This is a genomic window from Variovorax defluvii, from assembly GCF_039541515.1.
GTDB classification, from domain to species: Bacteria; Pseudomonadota; Gammaproteobacteria; order Burkholderiales; family Burkholderiaceae_C; genus Variovorax; species Variovorax defluvii.
In genome coordinates, this window is sequence record NZ_BAABGJ010000056.1 from 110,690 (window position 1) to 126,157 (window position 15,468).

Here is a 15,468-nt window from a genome sequence, read left to right on the forward strand (position 1 = left end):
GGGAGCACGCAAAGGCATGCGCTTTGGCTATGACCCGCCGCGCTTTTGGCATTTCACGCACGCAGGCCGCGCACCTAGAGTCGGCACGTTCCAATCGGGCATCAGGAAGGACGCGCGATGCATGTGGGTGTGCTGGGGGCCGGCATCGTGGGCCTGGCCACGGCCTGGCAATTGAGCCAGCGGGGTTTCGAGGTGAGCGTGATCGACCGCGCGGCACCGGGTGCCGGGGCCAGCGGCGGCAACGGCGCGCAGCTGAGCTATTCGTACGTCCAGCCCTTGGCGGACCCGTCGATCTGGAAGCAGTTGCCCAAGCTGCTGTTCTCGCCCACCTCACCGCTCAAGCTGCGCCCGCAGCTCGACCCGCTCCAGTGGCGCTGGGGCCTGGCCTTCCTCGCCGCCTGCAACGCGAACACCTCACGCCAGACCACCGCGCGCCTGCTGGCCCTGGCCGCCGAGAGCCGCGGCGCCTTCGAGGCGATGCTGGCAGAGCTCGGGCCCGACTGCGACTTCAGCGCCACCGGCAAGCTGGTGCTCTATGCCAGCGGTGCATCGCTGGAAGGCGCACGCCGGCAGCTCGAACTGCAGCGCGCGATGGGCAGCCAGCAGCGCCTGCTCACGCCCGAGGAGTGCATCGCGGTCGAGCCGGCGCTGGCCGCCTACCGGACGCAGATGGCCGGCGCCATCCACACGCCCAGCGAATGCGCCGCCGACTGTCTCAAGCTGTGCGTGGCGCTGGAGTCCGCGCTGCGCGCGCGCGGCGTGCGCTTCCTGCTCGACTGCGAGGTGCAGGGCTTCGACCGGCGCGGCGATCGCGTGGCTGCCGTGCGCACCAGCGCCGGCGACCTGGAAGCCGATGCCTTCGTCATGGCGCTGGGCACCGCATCGCATCGTCTGGGCCGCCAGCTCGGCGCCTACCTGCCGGTGTACCCGCTCAAGGGCTACAGCATCACGGTCGAGGTCGATCCTTCCGAGGCGGCTGCGCCCCGGGTGAGCGTGACCGACAGCGCGCGCAAGGTCGTGTTCGCGCGAATCGGGTCGCGCCTGCGGGTGGCCGGCATGGCCGAACTGGTGGGCCACGATGCCAGCATTCCCGCCACGCGCATCGAGACGCTGGCGGCGGCGACACGGGCCGTTTTCCCGCACGCCGGCCGGCTCGACGACCTGCATCCCTGGACCGGCATGCGCCCCGCCACGCCGACCGGGGTGCCCATCATCGGCCGCCTCGATGGTGCCCCTGCGAACATGCTGTTCAACACCGGCCATGGGGCGCTGGGCTTCACCCTGGCCTTCGGCTCGGCCGAACGGGTGACCCGGGCCCTGGCGGCCGTCGCCTAGGACATCTCTTCGATCGCCTCGCGCATGCAGCGCGTGATGGCGCGCACCGCGACCGAGTCCGGCCGGTCGGTGAAGCGCAGTGCACGGATCGGCACCGGGATGCGCGGCTCCAGCGCGAGCACGTCGACCTTGGACACATCGGCCGAGGCCGCCGTGCAGCCGTCCACCAGGGCCACGCCCAGACCATGGTGCGCCATGGCCAGCGCGGCGTGATAGGTCTGCACCGTGACCACCGCCTGCTGGAAACCCACGCCCGCCTGGCGGCAGGCCTGGCTGAGGCTGGTGCCCACCGGATCGCGGCTGTCCAGGCCCACCACCGGCAGCTTGACCAGGTCGTGCAGCGCCGCCGAGCGGTTGCGCACCAGCGCGCGCGGCAGCATGCCCCTGGGTGCGATGCAGACCATGCGGCTGTCGGCCAGCGTCTCCTGCGTGAGCGAGGGATGCACCGCCGGACTGAAGGCGAATCCCACGTCGGCCTCCTGCCGCAGCAGGGCCGACATGATCTGCGGCGAATGCAGCGACTCCACCGTGACCGCGATGCCGGGGTGCTTCTGGCGGAAGGCCTTGAGCGCCCGCGGCAACACCTCGTAGCTGAGCGCCAGCACGGTCAGGATGCGCAGCTCGCCGGCGTCGGCACCGGTGCGCAGGCTGGCCGCCAGACGCTGCACCTCGTCGAGCTGGGCGAACAGTCGCTCGATGTGCGGATACAGCGCCTGCGCCTCCGTGGTGGGCGTCAGGCGCCCCTTGGCCCGCTGGAACAGCGGGAAGCCCAGCTGGATTTCCGCGTGCTGCAGTGCGCGGCTGACCGCCGGCTGGGTGATGTTGATGAGCCGCGCCGCTGCGCTCACGCTGCCGGTGAGCATGACGGCATTGAAGACCTCGATGTGGCGCAGCCGCATCGCGAAACGCGGCCCCGGGGCTAGAAGCCCGCCTTGCCGCGCGAGACGTCCATCACCATGCGCGCCGCCAAGTACAGGCGCGGCTCGATCGAATCGACCAGCACGTACTCGGCGTCGGCCGAGTGCGCGCCGAAGCCCTGCAGGCCGAAGCGCTCCACCACCGGCGCCTTGGTCTTGAGCGCGGCGAAGGCGGCATCGGTGCCGCCGCCGGCCACCTTGTCGTCGGCACCGAGTTCGCGGCCGAGTTCCTTGTAGACCGCCTGCGCATGCGCCGCCATGGCGCGCGACGCATCGTTGGCCTCCAGCGGGGGACGGCGACGCTCGAACTTCATCTCGACCTTGGCTTCGGGAATGAGCTGATTCTTCACCCGTTCCTGCACCTGCTTCTCGATGCGGTCGTAGTCGCTGACCTTGAGCACGCGCACGTCGGCCGACGCGCTGGCCTGGGCGGGGATCACGTTGCGGTTGGTGCCGGACTTGGCCACGGTCCAGTTCATCTTGAGGCCCGTGGCCGGGTCGGAGAGGTCGCGCATCTGCAGGATCTGGTGCGACAGCTCGTAGAGCGCGTTCACGCCCAGCTCCGGCGCGGAGCCCGCGTGCGAGGCCTTGCCGGTGACGTTGAGCGCGACCGAGGCGATGCCGGCGGTGGCGAGCGACAGCTTGTCCTCCTTGATGGAGGCGCCTTCGAAGGACATCACCGCATCGTGCTCGGCGCCCAGTCTTGCGATGAGGTTGCGTGAGCCCGGCGAGCTGATTTCTTCGTCGCCGTTGATCAGCACGGTGAGCGTGCCGTAGTCCTTGAAGTCCAGCGCCTTGAGCAGCGCCACGGTGTGCAGGATCACGGCCACGCCCTGCTTGTCGTCGGCGATCCCCAGGCCATAGGCCTTGTCGCCGTCGATGCGAAAGGGCTGCTTGCTGAGCATGCCGATCTGGTAGACGGTGTCCATGTGGGCGATCAGCAGGATCTTCTTGCTGCCGGTGCCCTTGAAGGTGGCGCGCACCGCCTTGCCGATCTTCTCGGGCGTGTCCTCCATCCGGTAGGCGTCGGCCGTGGTGTCCACCAGCTCGACCTGGCCGCCCAGGGCCTTGAGACGCTCGGCGATCAGGTTGGCGATCTTGTCCAGGCCCTCCAGGTCGCGGCTGCCGGATTCGATGGAAACGAGTTGCTTGAGGGTCTCGAGCAGTGCGGGCTTTTCCTTGTTGGCCAGCGCGCTGATGCGCTCGTCCGGCGCGGCGGCGGCCAGGCCCAGCCACGCGGCGCAGATCATGCCGAGGGCGAAGGTGCGGAGGGGATGCGCGAGTTTCATTCCGATGTGTTCCTCGAGTCTTTCGGGTCTGTCAATGTGCTTTGTCCCAATTCGGGCCGATGCCGATCTCCGCCAGCAGCGGCACCTTGAGCGTGGCCACGCCGGCCATGAGGCGCGGAATTTCGTTGCGAACCCATTCGACCTCGTCCTCCGGCACCTCGAACACCAGTTCGTCGTGCACCTGCATGATCATCTTCGTGCGGCGCTTCTCGGCATCGAGCACCTCCTGCACCTTCACCATGCTGAGCTTGATCAGGTCGGCGGCGGTGCCCTGCATGGGCGCGTTGATGGCCGCGCGCTCGGCGCCGCCGCGGCGCGGGCCGTTGGGCGAATTGATCTCGGGCAGGTAGAGGCGCCGGCCGAACACGGTTTCGACGAAGCCCTTCGCCTTGGCAGATGCCTTGGTCTCGTCCATGTAGCGTTTCACGCCGGGGTAGCGCGCGAAGTAGCGGTCGATGTAGGCGGCCGCGGCCTTGGTCTCGATGCCCAGGTTGCGCGCCAGGCCGAAGCTGCTCATGCCGTAGATCAGCCCGAAGTTGATGACCTTGGCATAGCGCCGCTGTTCGCTGGAGACCTGGTCCACCGCCACGCCGAAGACCTCGGCCGCGGTGGCGCGGTGCACGTCCAGGCCCTCCGTGAAGGCATGCAGCAGCGATTCGTCGCCGCTGATGTGGGCCATGATGCGCAGCTCGATCTGCGAGTAGTCGGAACTGGCGATCACGCTGCCCGGCGGCGCCACGAAGGCTTCGCGCACGCGACGGCCTTCGGGCGTGCGGATCGGGATGTTCTGCAGGTTGGGATCGTTGCTCGACAGCCGGCCGGTGACGGCGACCGCCTGCGCATAGTGCGTGTGCACGCGACCCGAGCGCGGGTTGACCTGCTGGCCCAGCTTGTCGGTGTAGGTGCCCTTGAGCTTGGAGAGGCTGCGGTGCTCGAGGATCTTGGCTGGCAACGGGAAGTCTTCAGCCAGCTTTTCGAGCACTTCTTCGTCGGTGCTGGGCGCGCCGCTGGGCGTCTTCTTGACCACCGGCAAGCCCAGCTTGGTGAAGAAGACCTCGCCGATCTGCTTGGGCGAGCCCAGGTTGAAGGGCTGACCGGCCAGCGCATAGGCCTCCTGCTCCAGCGCGAGGATGCGCTTGCCCAGCTCGTTGCTCTGCGCGGCCAGCGTGGGCGCATCGATCAGCACGCCGTTGCGCTCGACGCGGTAGAGCGCCTCGCTGGAGGCCATCTCCAGTCCGTAGATGAAGCGCAGCTTCTCGTCCGCCTGCAGCTTCGGCCAGAGCGCGAGGTGCACGTCCAGCGTCTGGTCGGAGTCCTCGCAGGAATACTCGGCCGCCTTGTCGATGCTGACCTGGCTGAAGGGGATCTGGTGCGCGCCCTTGCCGCACAGGTCCTCGTAGTCGATGCCGGCGCGGCCCAGGTGGCGTTCGGCCAGGCTGGCCAGGCCGTGCGGCTTGTGCACCTCCAGCACGTAGCTCTGGAGCATGGTGTCGTGCGCGTAGCCGCGCACCTCGATGCCGTGGTTGGCGAACACGTGGCGGTCGTACTTGATGTGCTGGCCCAGCTTCTTTTTCGTACCGTCCTCCAGCCAGGGCTTGAGCCTGGCCAGTACCTCGTCGCGCGGCAGCTGCGCGGGCGCATCGGGGTAGTTGTGGGCCAGCGGCACGTAGGCCGCCTCGCCGGGCTGGACGCTGAAGCTGATGCCCACGATCTCGGCCAGGATCTCGTCGAGTGAACTGGTCTCGGTGTCGAGCGCGACCAGCTCGGCGGCTTGGATCTTCGCGAGCCAGGCGTCGAAGGCGTCCCAGCTCAGGATCGTGTCGTAGCGGAGGTTGCTGGCCGGGGCCGCCTCGCCGGCAGCGGGCTCGGCCAGCAGGCCCGTCCCGCCCTCGGGGCCGCCGCGCTTTCTGTTCTCTTCGATCAACTCGGGTGGGACCTCGTGCGCGTCCAGCGCCTTGGCCAGCGTCTTGAAGCCGTACTTTTCGTAGAAGGCCTTGAGCGGCTCGACCTGCTGCGCGCCGATGGCGATGCCCTCCAGCGACGGGAGGCCGGACACGTGGCCGTCGAGGTCGCAGTCGGTGCGGATGGTCACCAGCCGGCGGCCCTGCGGCAGCCACTCCAGCGCCTTGCGCAGGTTCTCGCCCGCCTGGCCCTTGACCTCGCCCGCCCGCTCGATCAGCCCGTCCAGCGAGCCGTACTGCAGCAGCCACTTGGCTGCCGTCTTGGGTCCGACCTTCTCCACGCCGGGCACGTTGTCGACGCTGTCGCCCACCAGCGTCTGGAAGTCGACCATGAGCGCGGGCGGCACGCCGAATTCGGCCGTCACGCCGGCCACGTCACGCTTCTTGCCGTTCATGGTGTCGATGATGGTGATGTGCTCGTCCACCAGTTGGCTCAGGTCCTTGTCGCCGCTGGAGACGATCACCTCGATGCCCTGCTTGGCCGCCATGCGCGCCAGCGTGCCGATCACATCGTCGGCCTCGATGTCGGGCACGCTGAGCACGGGCCAGCCCAGCAGCTTCACCACCTCGTGGATCGGCCCGACCTGGCTGCGCAGGTCGTCCGGCATGGGCGAGCGGTTGGCCTTGTACTGCGGATACCAGTCGTCGCGAAAGGTCTTTCCAGGCGCATCGAAGACGCAGGCCGCGAAGTCGGCGCGGACCTCCCGGCGCAGCAGCTGGAGCATGTTGATCATGCCCCGGATGGCCCCGGTGGGCGGGCTGCTCGGGTCCCCCGGCACCGCGCGCAGATCGGGCATGGCGTGGAAGGCGCGGTAGAGGTAGCTCGATCCATCGACGAGCAGCAGCGTTTTCTTGTCGGTCATCGGTGCATTTTGCCGTGCCGCGCATGGGCGGCCGGCCGGGTGCCGATTGCCTGGACGCCGACAGCCGCCCCAGGAGGCCGACGCCTACAATCGCGTCCATGTCTTCCCGCACTTCCCTGTCCGCCCGCGGCATTCTCCTGCTGGCCGCGCTGGCCGCCCCACTGGCCGCCGTTCATGCCCAGAGCGCGCCGCCGCCAGACGCAGGACAGGCCGCGCCGGAATCGCCGCGCCGCAACCAGAAAATCGAGTACATCCACGTGGAAGACGCCGGCGCGCGGGTCGACGAGGTGCGCTACGGCGGCCAGACCCAGAGCATCACGGTACAGCCCAAGGCCAATGTGCCCTCGTACGAGGTGCTGCCCAACTACGGCGGGCGCGACCGGCAGGGCCAGGGCGAGACCGGTGGCAACGGCAACGGGCCGCGGGTCTGGAACGTGCTCAAGTTCTGAGCGCGGGTCGTGGCGGTCTTCACCGAAGTCGGGTTCGACGAAGCCGATGCGCTGGTCCAGCGCATCGGCCTGGGCCCGCTGACCGAACTGCGGGGCATCGAGGGCGGCATCGAGAACACCAACTACTTTGCCACCACGGCGTCCGGCCACTACGTGCTCACCTTGTTCGAGCGCCTGGGGCCGCAGCAACTGCCCTATTACCTCTGCCTCATGAAGCACCTGGCCGCGCGTGGCATGCCGGTGCCTGAGCCGGTGGCCGATCCGGACATCGCGCCACCGGCCGATCATCCGCTGTCGATCCCGGCGGACGCGCCCTGCGAGTTCCTGCACCGGGTGGCGGGCAAGCCGGCCGCCATCGTGCAGCGGCTGGAGGGCAAGAGCGTGCTGGCTCCGACAGCCGCCCACTGCGCGGAACTCGGTCGGCTGCTGGCGCATATGCACCAGGCGGCCCGCGACTTTCCCCGGCTGCAGCCCAACCTGCGCGGGCTGGCCTGGTGGAACGACACCGCGCCGGTGGTGCTGCCGTATCTCGACGCACCGCAGGCCGCGCTGCTGCGCTCCGAACTGGCCTACCAGAACCACGTGGCCGCCTCGTCGGCCTATGCAGCGCTGCCGCGCGGGCCGGTGCATGCCGACCTGTTCCGCGACAACGCCATGTTCGCCACCGACAGCGACGAGCCCCGGCTGACCGGCGTGTTCGACTTCTACTTCGCCGGGACGGACACCTGGCTGTTCGACCTGGCCGTCTGCCTGAACGACTGGGCGATCGATCTGCCCACCGGCCGCCACGATGCGCTGCGCGCCGACGCCCTGCTGGCCGCCTACGTCACGGTACGGCCGCTCACCGGCGCCGAGCGTGCGCTGCTGCCGGCGATGCTGCGCGCCGCCGCCCTGCGCTTCTGGATCTCGCGGCTGTGGGACTTCCACCTGCCGCGCGAGGCCAGCATGCTCAAGGCGCACGATCCCACCCACTTCGAACGCGTGCTGCGCGAACGATCGCACCCGTCCGCCGCACCGTTGTCCTGGCCTGTCGCCTCTGGCCTGGCGCAGGCCGCCTGAGCCCCGGGCCGCCTTCCCATGAAACTGAATCTCGTGCCGGCACGGACCGGCGCCGAATGGGTCCGGATCGGGCTGAAGACCTTCTGGCGTCAGCCGCTGGCCTTCATCTCGCTGTTCTTCCTGTTCATGGCCTCGATCTCGATCGCCTCGCAACTGCCCCTGATCGGCAGCGTGCTGGCCCCGATCCTGCTGCCCTTCATGACCCTGGGACTGATGGTCGCCACGTCGGTCGCCCACACCGCGGACCGCCAGAAGCCCGCCGCACCCGCCATGTTCATCGCCGCCGCCGAGGCGGTGAAGACGCGCTGGCGGCCAATGATCGTGCTGGGGCTGATCTCGGCCGCCTACTTCGTGATCGCGGTCGGTCTCTCGGCCCTCATCGACGGTGGCCACCTGGCGACGGCCTATCTGCTGGACACAACGGTCCCGGAAGAGGTGATGAAGAGCAGCGACTTCCAGATAGCGCGCCTCTTCGTCATGGTTCTCAACCTGCCGCTGTCGCTGGCCATGTGGCATGCGCCCGCGCTGGTGCACTGGCACCAGGTCGAGCCGGTGAAGGCCCTGTTCTTCAGCCTGGTGGCGCTGTTCCGCAACTTCGGCGCCTACGCGATGTTCTGCCTGTCCTGGTTCGGCGTATTCCTCGCCGCGGGGATCGGCATCGGGTTGCTGGCCACCGTGCTGGTGGGGGTCGGCGCGATGGGCATGGGCGGTGGTGCCTCGGCCATCGGCAGTGCGTTGATGCTCGGCGCTGCACTGGTGCTGGCGGCGATGTCGCTGAGCTCGACCTGGTTCACTTTTCGGGACAGTTTCCGCGCGGACGAGTAGCGGGGGCTGCCACGATGGCTGACCAGGCCCGCTGAAAATTCATTGGCCGCGCAGTCAAGCCACCAAGGTATTGACCAAGCTCCTGCATTCTGGGCCCTGATCCCAGAGTGCCGAGATCGTCCGCAGGGTGAACTGGCGATCGGACGCCGGAATATCCTGATTCCCGGCGAAGATCCCGATCAGCTGCAGCTGAGGCTCGCCATCGGAATAGACCCTGATCAGCATCGCGCCTTGCTCTTGGGCCGTCAAACGAAAAAAAGCGGCGCGAACCGTGTCGAGCGGGAAGCTCATCATGAAATGCGGACTCGCGAACCTTTGGCCGGGGGCACACAGCAGGCAGTGCCGGCGCAGAAGATGCACCAGGCAATCCACCAGCGCCGGCGGCTTCCAATCGTTCGACGCCTCCGCACGTTTGCACAGGGCTGCGAGCAGGCGAATTTCGGCCACGGTCCAGGGGACGTAGTTTTCGCCAAACGGGTCGTCGATCAGGAGGACCTCGTCGTTCACGCCATGGTGCTGCTGAAGCATTGCAAGGAACTTGTCTGCCGCTCCCTGCTCGCCCGCCATCGCGGCCGCATCTTGCTGCAAGCCAGACGGCCTGGGTGCGGGTTCGATCAAAGCAAGCATGTCGTCCAGGTTGGACGCTTGGTAGAGCAACCACTTGTGAGGCGGCGTCGGCCAGGAGTCCGGGTCGGCCATGAGGGCGTCCACACGGCCACGTAGCCAGTTCCTCGACACCGGGTCGAAAGGAACCGACAGCAGGCTGATCAGCGTCAGCGCCTGCACGTGTTGCGGGAAGGCCAGCAAATGCTGGCCACCCATCCATTGCATCACGGGCAGATACGGCTGCGGCCCCAAGCCCAGCATTCGATACGCCGTGATCATGAATTGCAGGGGCAGCGTCGTCAGTTCCAGGTGTTGGGCGAAACTGGGAGACTGCCCCTGGTGGAGAGTCACCATCTGGAGCGTCGCCCGATCACGCAGCTGCACATAGACCCTTTGCAATGCCGTGTCGACGCCCCCGGCGGCATTCTGGAACACTCCGAAGAACAGCGCCCGCAAAACGATGTCGAGACGACGCTGCGCCACGCCGGGTGTGCACACCATCGATGCGGTGGTTTGCGCGGGTATGTCCACCAATCCCACGATCAGCTTGGTTATCTGACGTTCGAGCTGTTGCGGGTCGACCAACGTCAATTCGCCGCGCAGCCGCACTTCCTTCTGAAGCCATGGATAGTTGGCCAGCATCGGGCTGAAACAGTCAAAAAAATACTTGTCGACCAGCGCGAGGTCGAGCAACTTTTGAAGATCTTCCTGGTGGATATCGGCAACGGCCTCGGGTCGCATCCAGTCGACGCCCTCCGCGTGAAGCAGGTGCGCCATCGCAAGCTTGAGCATCTCGCGGTTCAGCTTCATCGGCCCGTTGCTGCCAGGCGCCTGGATCGCATGCCGCTGCGCGCCTGCATCGATCACCATGAGTTCGTTGTCCCCCAGCACAGGAGGGTGGGCGGCGATGGGTACGACCACGGTGCCGAACCCCAGGGCGGGAAGATTGGCCATGTGCCCGATGACCGCCGTGACGTGATTGATAGAAGACGGGCCATTGCCGGGTAGCTGCTGACGATTCTTCTGATCGTGCAGGCAGTCCAGGAACGCATTCATGGCGGGCAGAGACAGGCAGTGAAGCGCGGCGCAAAGATGGCTCCATGCGCTCGACGCCTGGGTCGCGGACGAACTCGCGGCCCACGCCTTGTCCAGGCAAGTCGTGACGCACTTCGTCAGCTCTTGGAGGGTGAACTCCCCCAGCAAGGTGCCGAGCCGTGCAGACAAGCGCATCGGCAAGTCCGGGTGCTCCTTGCACAAGGACGGCGACAGCGCGCCCAGCCAGTCCTGGATGTCCGCGGCCGTCCGGACATGCTGCAGCAAGGCACGCAACTGAGTGGCCCAGACAGTTCCGGTGTGAGGCATCTGCTGTGCAAAGCTGGAAAGGCGAGCGCCGACGGAAGGACCGCCGGACAGGGCGTATTCACTTTGCGGGAGTTCCTGGGGAGTGGGCTTCTGCCGCTTCGCTGGCTGTTCCTCGCTTGAGGAAGAACTGCGGGACGTTCTGGTTCTGTCGGAGGTGGGATACATGGCGGTCGGCTCCGGGGAGGGTTCGAGACATGCAAGGTTCGCCGGAGGACGACTGCCCCGGAGCTTGCACTTTGCGGTCTTGAGTAACTCCCCCTCCAACCGGGTTCCCGCCCGGCCAGCGGTCGGTCAACAGGTGCTTGCGCTCGCTCCTACACCGGCGTCAGTTTTGCCACCGACAGCGCCAGCCACTTGACGCCATGACGCGGAAAGTTGATCTGTGCGCGCGCATCTTCGCCGCTGCCCTCCAGCGCCATCACCGTGCCCTCGCCGAACTTGTTGTGGAACACCTGCATGCCCGAGCGCAGGCCATGCGAAGGCGCAGCCTTCTGCGGCGGCACGGGCGGGCTGGCGAAGACCTCCTTGCTGCCGTATCCGCCACCGCGCGTGCTGGCGTAGCCGCCGCCGTAGCCGAAGGCCGATGGCGTGAAGCCCTGGTTCCTGGGCGTGAGCCACTTGAGCGCCGATTCGGGCAGCTCCTCGAAGAAGCGGCTCTTGGTGTTGTAGCGGGTCTGGCCATGCAGCATGCGGGTCTGCGAGTGGCTCAGATAAAGGCGCTGGCGCGCGCGCGTGATGGCCACGTACATCAGCCGGCGCTCTTCCTCCAGGCTTTCGTAGTCGGACATCGAGTTCTCGTGCGGGAACAAGCCCTCCTCGAGTCCGGTGATGAAGACGCAGTCGAACTCCAGGCCCTTGGCAGCATGCACCGTCATGAGCTGCACGGCATCCTGGCCGGCCTGGGCCTGGTTGTCACCGGATTCCAGCGCGGCGTGGGTGAGGAAGGCCGCTAGTGGGCTCATGGTCTCGCCGGTCTCGGCATCGGGCGCCAACGGCTCGTCGATGACAGGCCGGTTCGGATCGAGGCCCTGGCTGGCCGGCGACTGCCGCAGTTCGTCCACCGGCATGGCCACCGCATCGCGGCCGAAACCTTCCTGTGTGACGAAGCTCTCGGCGGCGTTGACCAGTTCTTCCAGGTTCTCGATGCGGTCGGCCCCTTCGCGCTCGCTGCGGTAGTGCTCGATCAAGCCGCTGTGCTGCAGCACCAGTTCGATGATCTCGCGCAGCGACAGCCCTTGGGTCTGCTCGCGCAGCACGTCGATCTTGGCGACGAAACTCGAGAGGTTGGCACCCGCCTTGCCGCCCACCGCGTTCACGGCATCGTGCAGGGAGCGCCCCGCGGCACGGGCTGCATCCTGCAACTGCTCGATGCTGCGCGCGCCGATGCCGCGCGGCGGGAAGTTGACGATGCGCAGGAAGCTGGTGTCGTCGTCCTTGTTCTCCAGCAGGCGCAGGTAGGCCAGCGCGTGCTTGATCTCCGCGCGCTCGAAGAAACGCAGGCCGCCGTACACACGGTAAGGCACCGCGGCGTTGAAGAGCGCGGTCTCGATCACACGGCTCTGCGCGTTGCTGCGGTAGAGCACCGCCATCTCCTTGCGCTCGATGCCGTCGCGGGCGAGCTGGCGCATTTCCTCCACCATCCACTGCGCCTCGGCGAAATCGCTGACCGATTCGTAAACGCGCACCGGCTCGCCGGGGCCCTGGTCCGTGCGCAGGTTCTTGCCCAGGCGCTTCTTGTTGTGGCTGATCAGCGTGTTGGCGGAATCGAGGATGTTGCTGTAGCTGCGGTAGTTCTGCTCCAGCTTGATCTGGTGCGCCACCTCGAACTCGCGCACGAAGTCGGCCATGTTGCCCACCCGCGCGCCGCGGAAGGCGTAGATGCTCTGGTCGTCGTCGCCCACCGCCAGCACGCTGGTGTCGCCGGGGACAAAGCGGCCTTCGACGGTGTTGCCGGCCAGCATCTTGAGCCAGGCGTATTGCAGGCGGTTCGTGTCCTGGAACTCGTCGATCAGGATGTGGCGAAAGCGCCGCTGGTAGTGCTCTCGCACCGGATCGTTGTCGCGCAGCAGTTCGTAGCTGCGCAGCATCAGCTCGCCGAAGTCGACCACGCCTTCGCGCTGGCACTGCTCTTCGTAGAGCTGGTAGAGCTCGACCTTCTTGCGGTCGTCCTCGCTGCGCGCCTCGATGTCGCGCGGGCGCAGGCCATCTTCCTTGGCGCCGGCGATGAACCACTGCGTCTGCTTGGCGGGGAAGCGTTCCTCGTCGACGTTGAACTGCTTCATCAGGCGCTTGATGGCCGAGAGCTGGTCCTGCGTGTCGAGGATCTGGAAGGTGGAAGGCAGCCCGGCCAGTTTCCAGTGCGCGCGCAGGAAGCGATTGCACAGCCCGTGAAAGGTGCCGATCCACATGCCGCGCACGTTGACCGGCAGCATCGCGCCCAGGCGCGCCATCATTTCCTTGGCGGCCTTGTTGGTGAAGGTCACGGCCAGGATGCCGCCCGCGGAGACCTGGCCGGTCTGCAGCAGCCAGGCGATGCGGGTGGTCAGGACGCGGGTCTTGCCGGAACCGGCGCCGGCGAGGATCAGGGCATTGCCGGCGGGCAGCGTGACGGCGGAAAGTTGCTCGGGGTTGAGGTTCTGCAACAAAGAGGAAGCGGGCGCGGGGTGGTCGGACTGCATGGTGCATTGTAGGAACTGCAGTTTTGCACGGTTCAACGGCGCGCCGGCCACGCGCATCGCGGGGAGGCGGAATTGTTTCCGGCAATCAGCCACTCATCTTGCGCGGGAAGTGGCACGGCAGAAAGCAAGGTCCCTACCTGTCTTGTGAACTGGCTGAATCGCTGGATCGCATAGCAGATCAGCAATTTCTGCGAAATGTCACTCAAAGTTCATCAATCTTCAGTTCTCAGCCATGCGACCAGCTACCGCAGCCCTCAAACCTCAAGTCAAGTTCTACGAAGCAACGCCGAAAACCGAGAACAGTCCAGCGCACCTATCGGGCCCACCCAGCGACACCGTTCAACAACTGGGCTTGGATAAAAAATCCACGGCGCGCATCGGGTTCGAGGGGCGGGGAACAGTCATCTATGCAAAGACGTGGGCAGAACCTAAGCGGGCCCAGCGCCTGTGGGAGAAAGCACACGGCCGGTACAAGAATCGAAAGACTTCAGCAAGAGTTGTCGTAGACCGGCTCGAAAAAGATGTCGCCAACAGTAGAGGTGCCTCAAGGAGTCCCCTCGTCAAAAGCAAACTCGAAGAGGTGCGGGCCCAAATATTGGAGCGGGACTCCGTCGCTGCGAAGGATCTTCACGCGCTGCTTGACGCCATGTCCAAGGCGGAGGAAGCCCAAGCCGAACAGCAACTGAAATTCAATGCACATATCAAGGGTGCAGCGACAAAGTTGGCCACGCGGAGTGCTGAAATTCTCATCAGAAACCTGATGGCGAAAAAAAATGTGAGCCCACGTTTCACAGGCGAGTCCATTGCCGGCTTCCTGGACTTCATCGAACGAACGGCGGCTCTCGATCTGAACCAACTTGGCACGAGCCCAATCGCCTACAAAGAAGTCGAGAAGGCCTTGGAGTTCGCCGAAATCTGGAACCATGCCACGCCGAAGCAGGCGCTCGGAAGCCCGAACGACAGATACCTCATCGACCATCTCGTCACGTTGATACGCGGCGGCGATATGGTGCTGGATTGCCCTGCGATGCAGGGCTTGGCTCCGTTCAAAGTCATCGACGAGAAAACACTCAAAGGGCCCGGCGGAAACTATGTCCGTGACGATGAACCTCTGGGTCGCGGAGGAAACGCCGTTGCCTATCTCTACAGGTGCGGCGACTACGCGGTGGTAGGAAAGTCGTCAATAGACAACGACGCGAGAGCCGCGGAGAAGGTGCGAAAGGAAGCGCAAGTCCATGCTCAAGCGACGATGGGCGACCACCGACACGTTGTGGACCTCTTGGGGATCGTAGAGAACAGCAAAACCGGCCCCATGCTGGTTCTGCAATACGCACCCCACGGCGATGCCATGGAGGCTCTGCTGAAGCTCCTAAGACGTGGCAGAGACCAGGCAGCGGCTGCTACGCTCATGTCCATGTTTGTGGGAATGGTCGAGGGAGCAAAGGCGGCCCATGAAAATGGCGTCATGCATCTCGATCTCAAGCCGGAAAACTACATCATCGATGAGGACGGCGCGCCTCTACTTTGCGACTTTGGCACCTCGAAAGGGTCGCTGGCGCAGACCATGAAGAGCCCGACCGACTCACCTGACTTCAGCGCCCCGGAACTCGTCAACGGGCTCAAAGTACCGGGAACGATTTCCTTCAAGGCCGACATTTGGTCACTGGGAGTGATCCTCTACCAATTCAACTCGCCTCGGTTCACCGACGGGGCGTTGATCGACAACCCCGGACGTCTTCTGCCCTTCCCCTACGAGCCCCCAGAGTCTGTTGCCGCCGTCAAGCTTATCAACGAGTTCGTCGCAAAAGATAAAGCCGGTCGATTCCAGCAACTTGGTTTGCAAATGGACAACCCGTTGCACCAGCTCATCATTCAAATGCTTGATCCGGATCCTTCCAACCGGCCCTCGCTCACGACCGTGCTCAAGCACCCGTCGATCGCGCCCTATGTGAACCAGAGCCACGAAGCATTGATCGCTGCGCGCCAGTTGATCCTCGAGCCTCCTGGCAGTCAGCTGATCGAGGCCTGAGGCAAGCGCGGATGAGCGCCGCGGCAAACCGTTCATTCATCCTCTTGCATGGGCGGTATTTGCGTACGGGTCTGCACACTCGGCGCCGCCTCACT

The 15,468-nt window shown here is 65.9% G+C and carries 10 protein-coding genes; 5 read left to right on the plus strand and 5 right to left on the minus strand.

What is annotated here, in order from left to right; all coding sequences use genetic code 11:
- The first annotated feature begins 117 nt into the window (after positions 1–117).
- Positions 118–1,335, plus strand: a complete 1,218-nt coding sequence (locus ABEA07_RS17055; protein WP_345539319.1) for a D-amino acid dehydrogenase — start codon at positions 118–120, stop codon at positions 1,333–1,335.
- Here ABEA07_RS17055 and ABEA07_RS17060 read toward each other — a convergent pair.
- The 3 genes from ABEA07_RS17060 to polA are packed head-to-tail and all read right to left on the minus strand — an operon-like array spanning position 1,332 to position 6,365.
- A complete protein-coding gene (locus tag ABEA07_RS17060) occupies positions 1,332–2,234 on the minus strand; it encodes a LysR family transcriptional regulator (RefSeq protein ID WP_345539321.1) in 903 nt (300 codons plus the stop codon). The genes ABEA07_RS17055 and ABEA07_RS17060 overlap by 4 nt on opposite strands.
- Positions 2,235–2,254: 20 nt before the next feature.
- Positions 2,255–3,541 carry a M20/M25/M40 family metallo-hydrolase gene (locus ABEA07_RS17065; protein ID WP_345539323.1) on the minus strand — a complete coding sequence of 429 codons (1,287 nt, stop codon included), beginning with the start codon at positions 3,539–3,541 and terminating at the stop codon, positions 2,255–2,257.
- A 31-nt stretch (positions 3,542–3,572) separates the two neighbouring features.
- A complete protein-coding gene (gene polA / locus ABEA07_RS17070) occupies positions 3,573–6,365 on the minus strand; it encodes a DNA polymerase I (RefSeq protein ID WP_345539324.1) in 2,793 nt (930 codons plus the stop codon).
- Between the two features lie 98 nt (positions 6,366–6,463).
- Here polA and ABEA07_RS17075 point away from each other — a divergent pair, with 98 nt between their 5' ends.
- The 3 genes from ABEA07_RS17075 to ABEA07_RS17085 are packed head-to-tail and all read left to right on the plus strand — an operon-like array spanning position 6,464 to position 8,698.
- The gene (locus tag ABEA07_RS17075) at positions 6,464–6,814 is read left to right on the plus strand and encodes a hypothetical protein (RefSeq protein WP_345539325.1); all 351 of its coding nucleotides are present in this window, start codon (positions 6,464–6,466) and stop codon (positions 6,812–6,814) included.
- Positions 6,815–6,823: 9 nt separating this feature from the next.
- Positions 6,824–7,873, plus strand: coding sequence for a homoserine kinase (locus tag ABEA07_RS17080; RefSeq protein WP_345539327.1), 1,050 nt, complete (start codon positions 6,824–6,826; stop codon positions 7,871–7,873).
- Positions 7,874–7,891: 18 nt separating this feature from the next.
- Positions 7,892–8,698, plus strand: coding sequence for a BPSS1780 family membrane protein (locus ABEA07_RS17085; RefSeq protein WP_345539328.1), 807 nt, complete (start codon positions 7,892–7,894; stop codon positions 8,696–8,698).
- Positions 8,699–8,752: 54 nt separating this feature from the next.
- Here ABEA07_RS17085 and ABEA07_RS17090 read toward each other — a convergent pair whose 3' ends face one another.
- Positions 8,753–10,831 carry a hypothetical protein gene (locus ABEA07_RS17090; protein WP_345539329.1) on the minus strand — a complete coding sequence of 693 codons (2,079 nt, stop codon included), beginning with the start codon at positions 10,829–10,831 and terminating at the stop codon, positions 8,753–8,755.
- Positions 10,832–10,980: 149 nt separating this feature from the next.
- Positions 10,981–13,344 (minus strand): UvrD-helicase domain-containing protein, encoded by a 2,364-nt coding sequence (locus ABEA07_RS17095; protein WP_345539330.1) that lies wholly within the window; start codon positions 13,342–13,344, stop codon positions 10,981–10,983.
- Positions 13,345–13,576: 232 nt separating this feature from the next.
- Between ABEA07_RS17095 and ABEA07_RS17100 the strand changes: the two genes are divergently transcribed.
- A complete protein-coding gene (locus tag ABEA07_RS17100) occupies positions 13,577–15,373 on the plus strand; it encodes a protein kinase domain-containing protein (protein ID WP_345539331.1) in 1,797 nt (598 codons plus the stop codon).
- Positions 15,374–15,468: the final 95 nt, after the last annotated feature.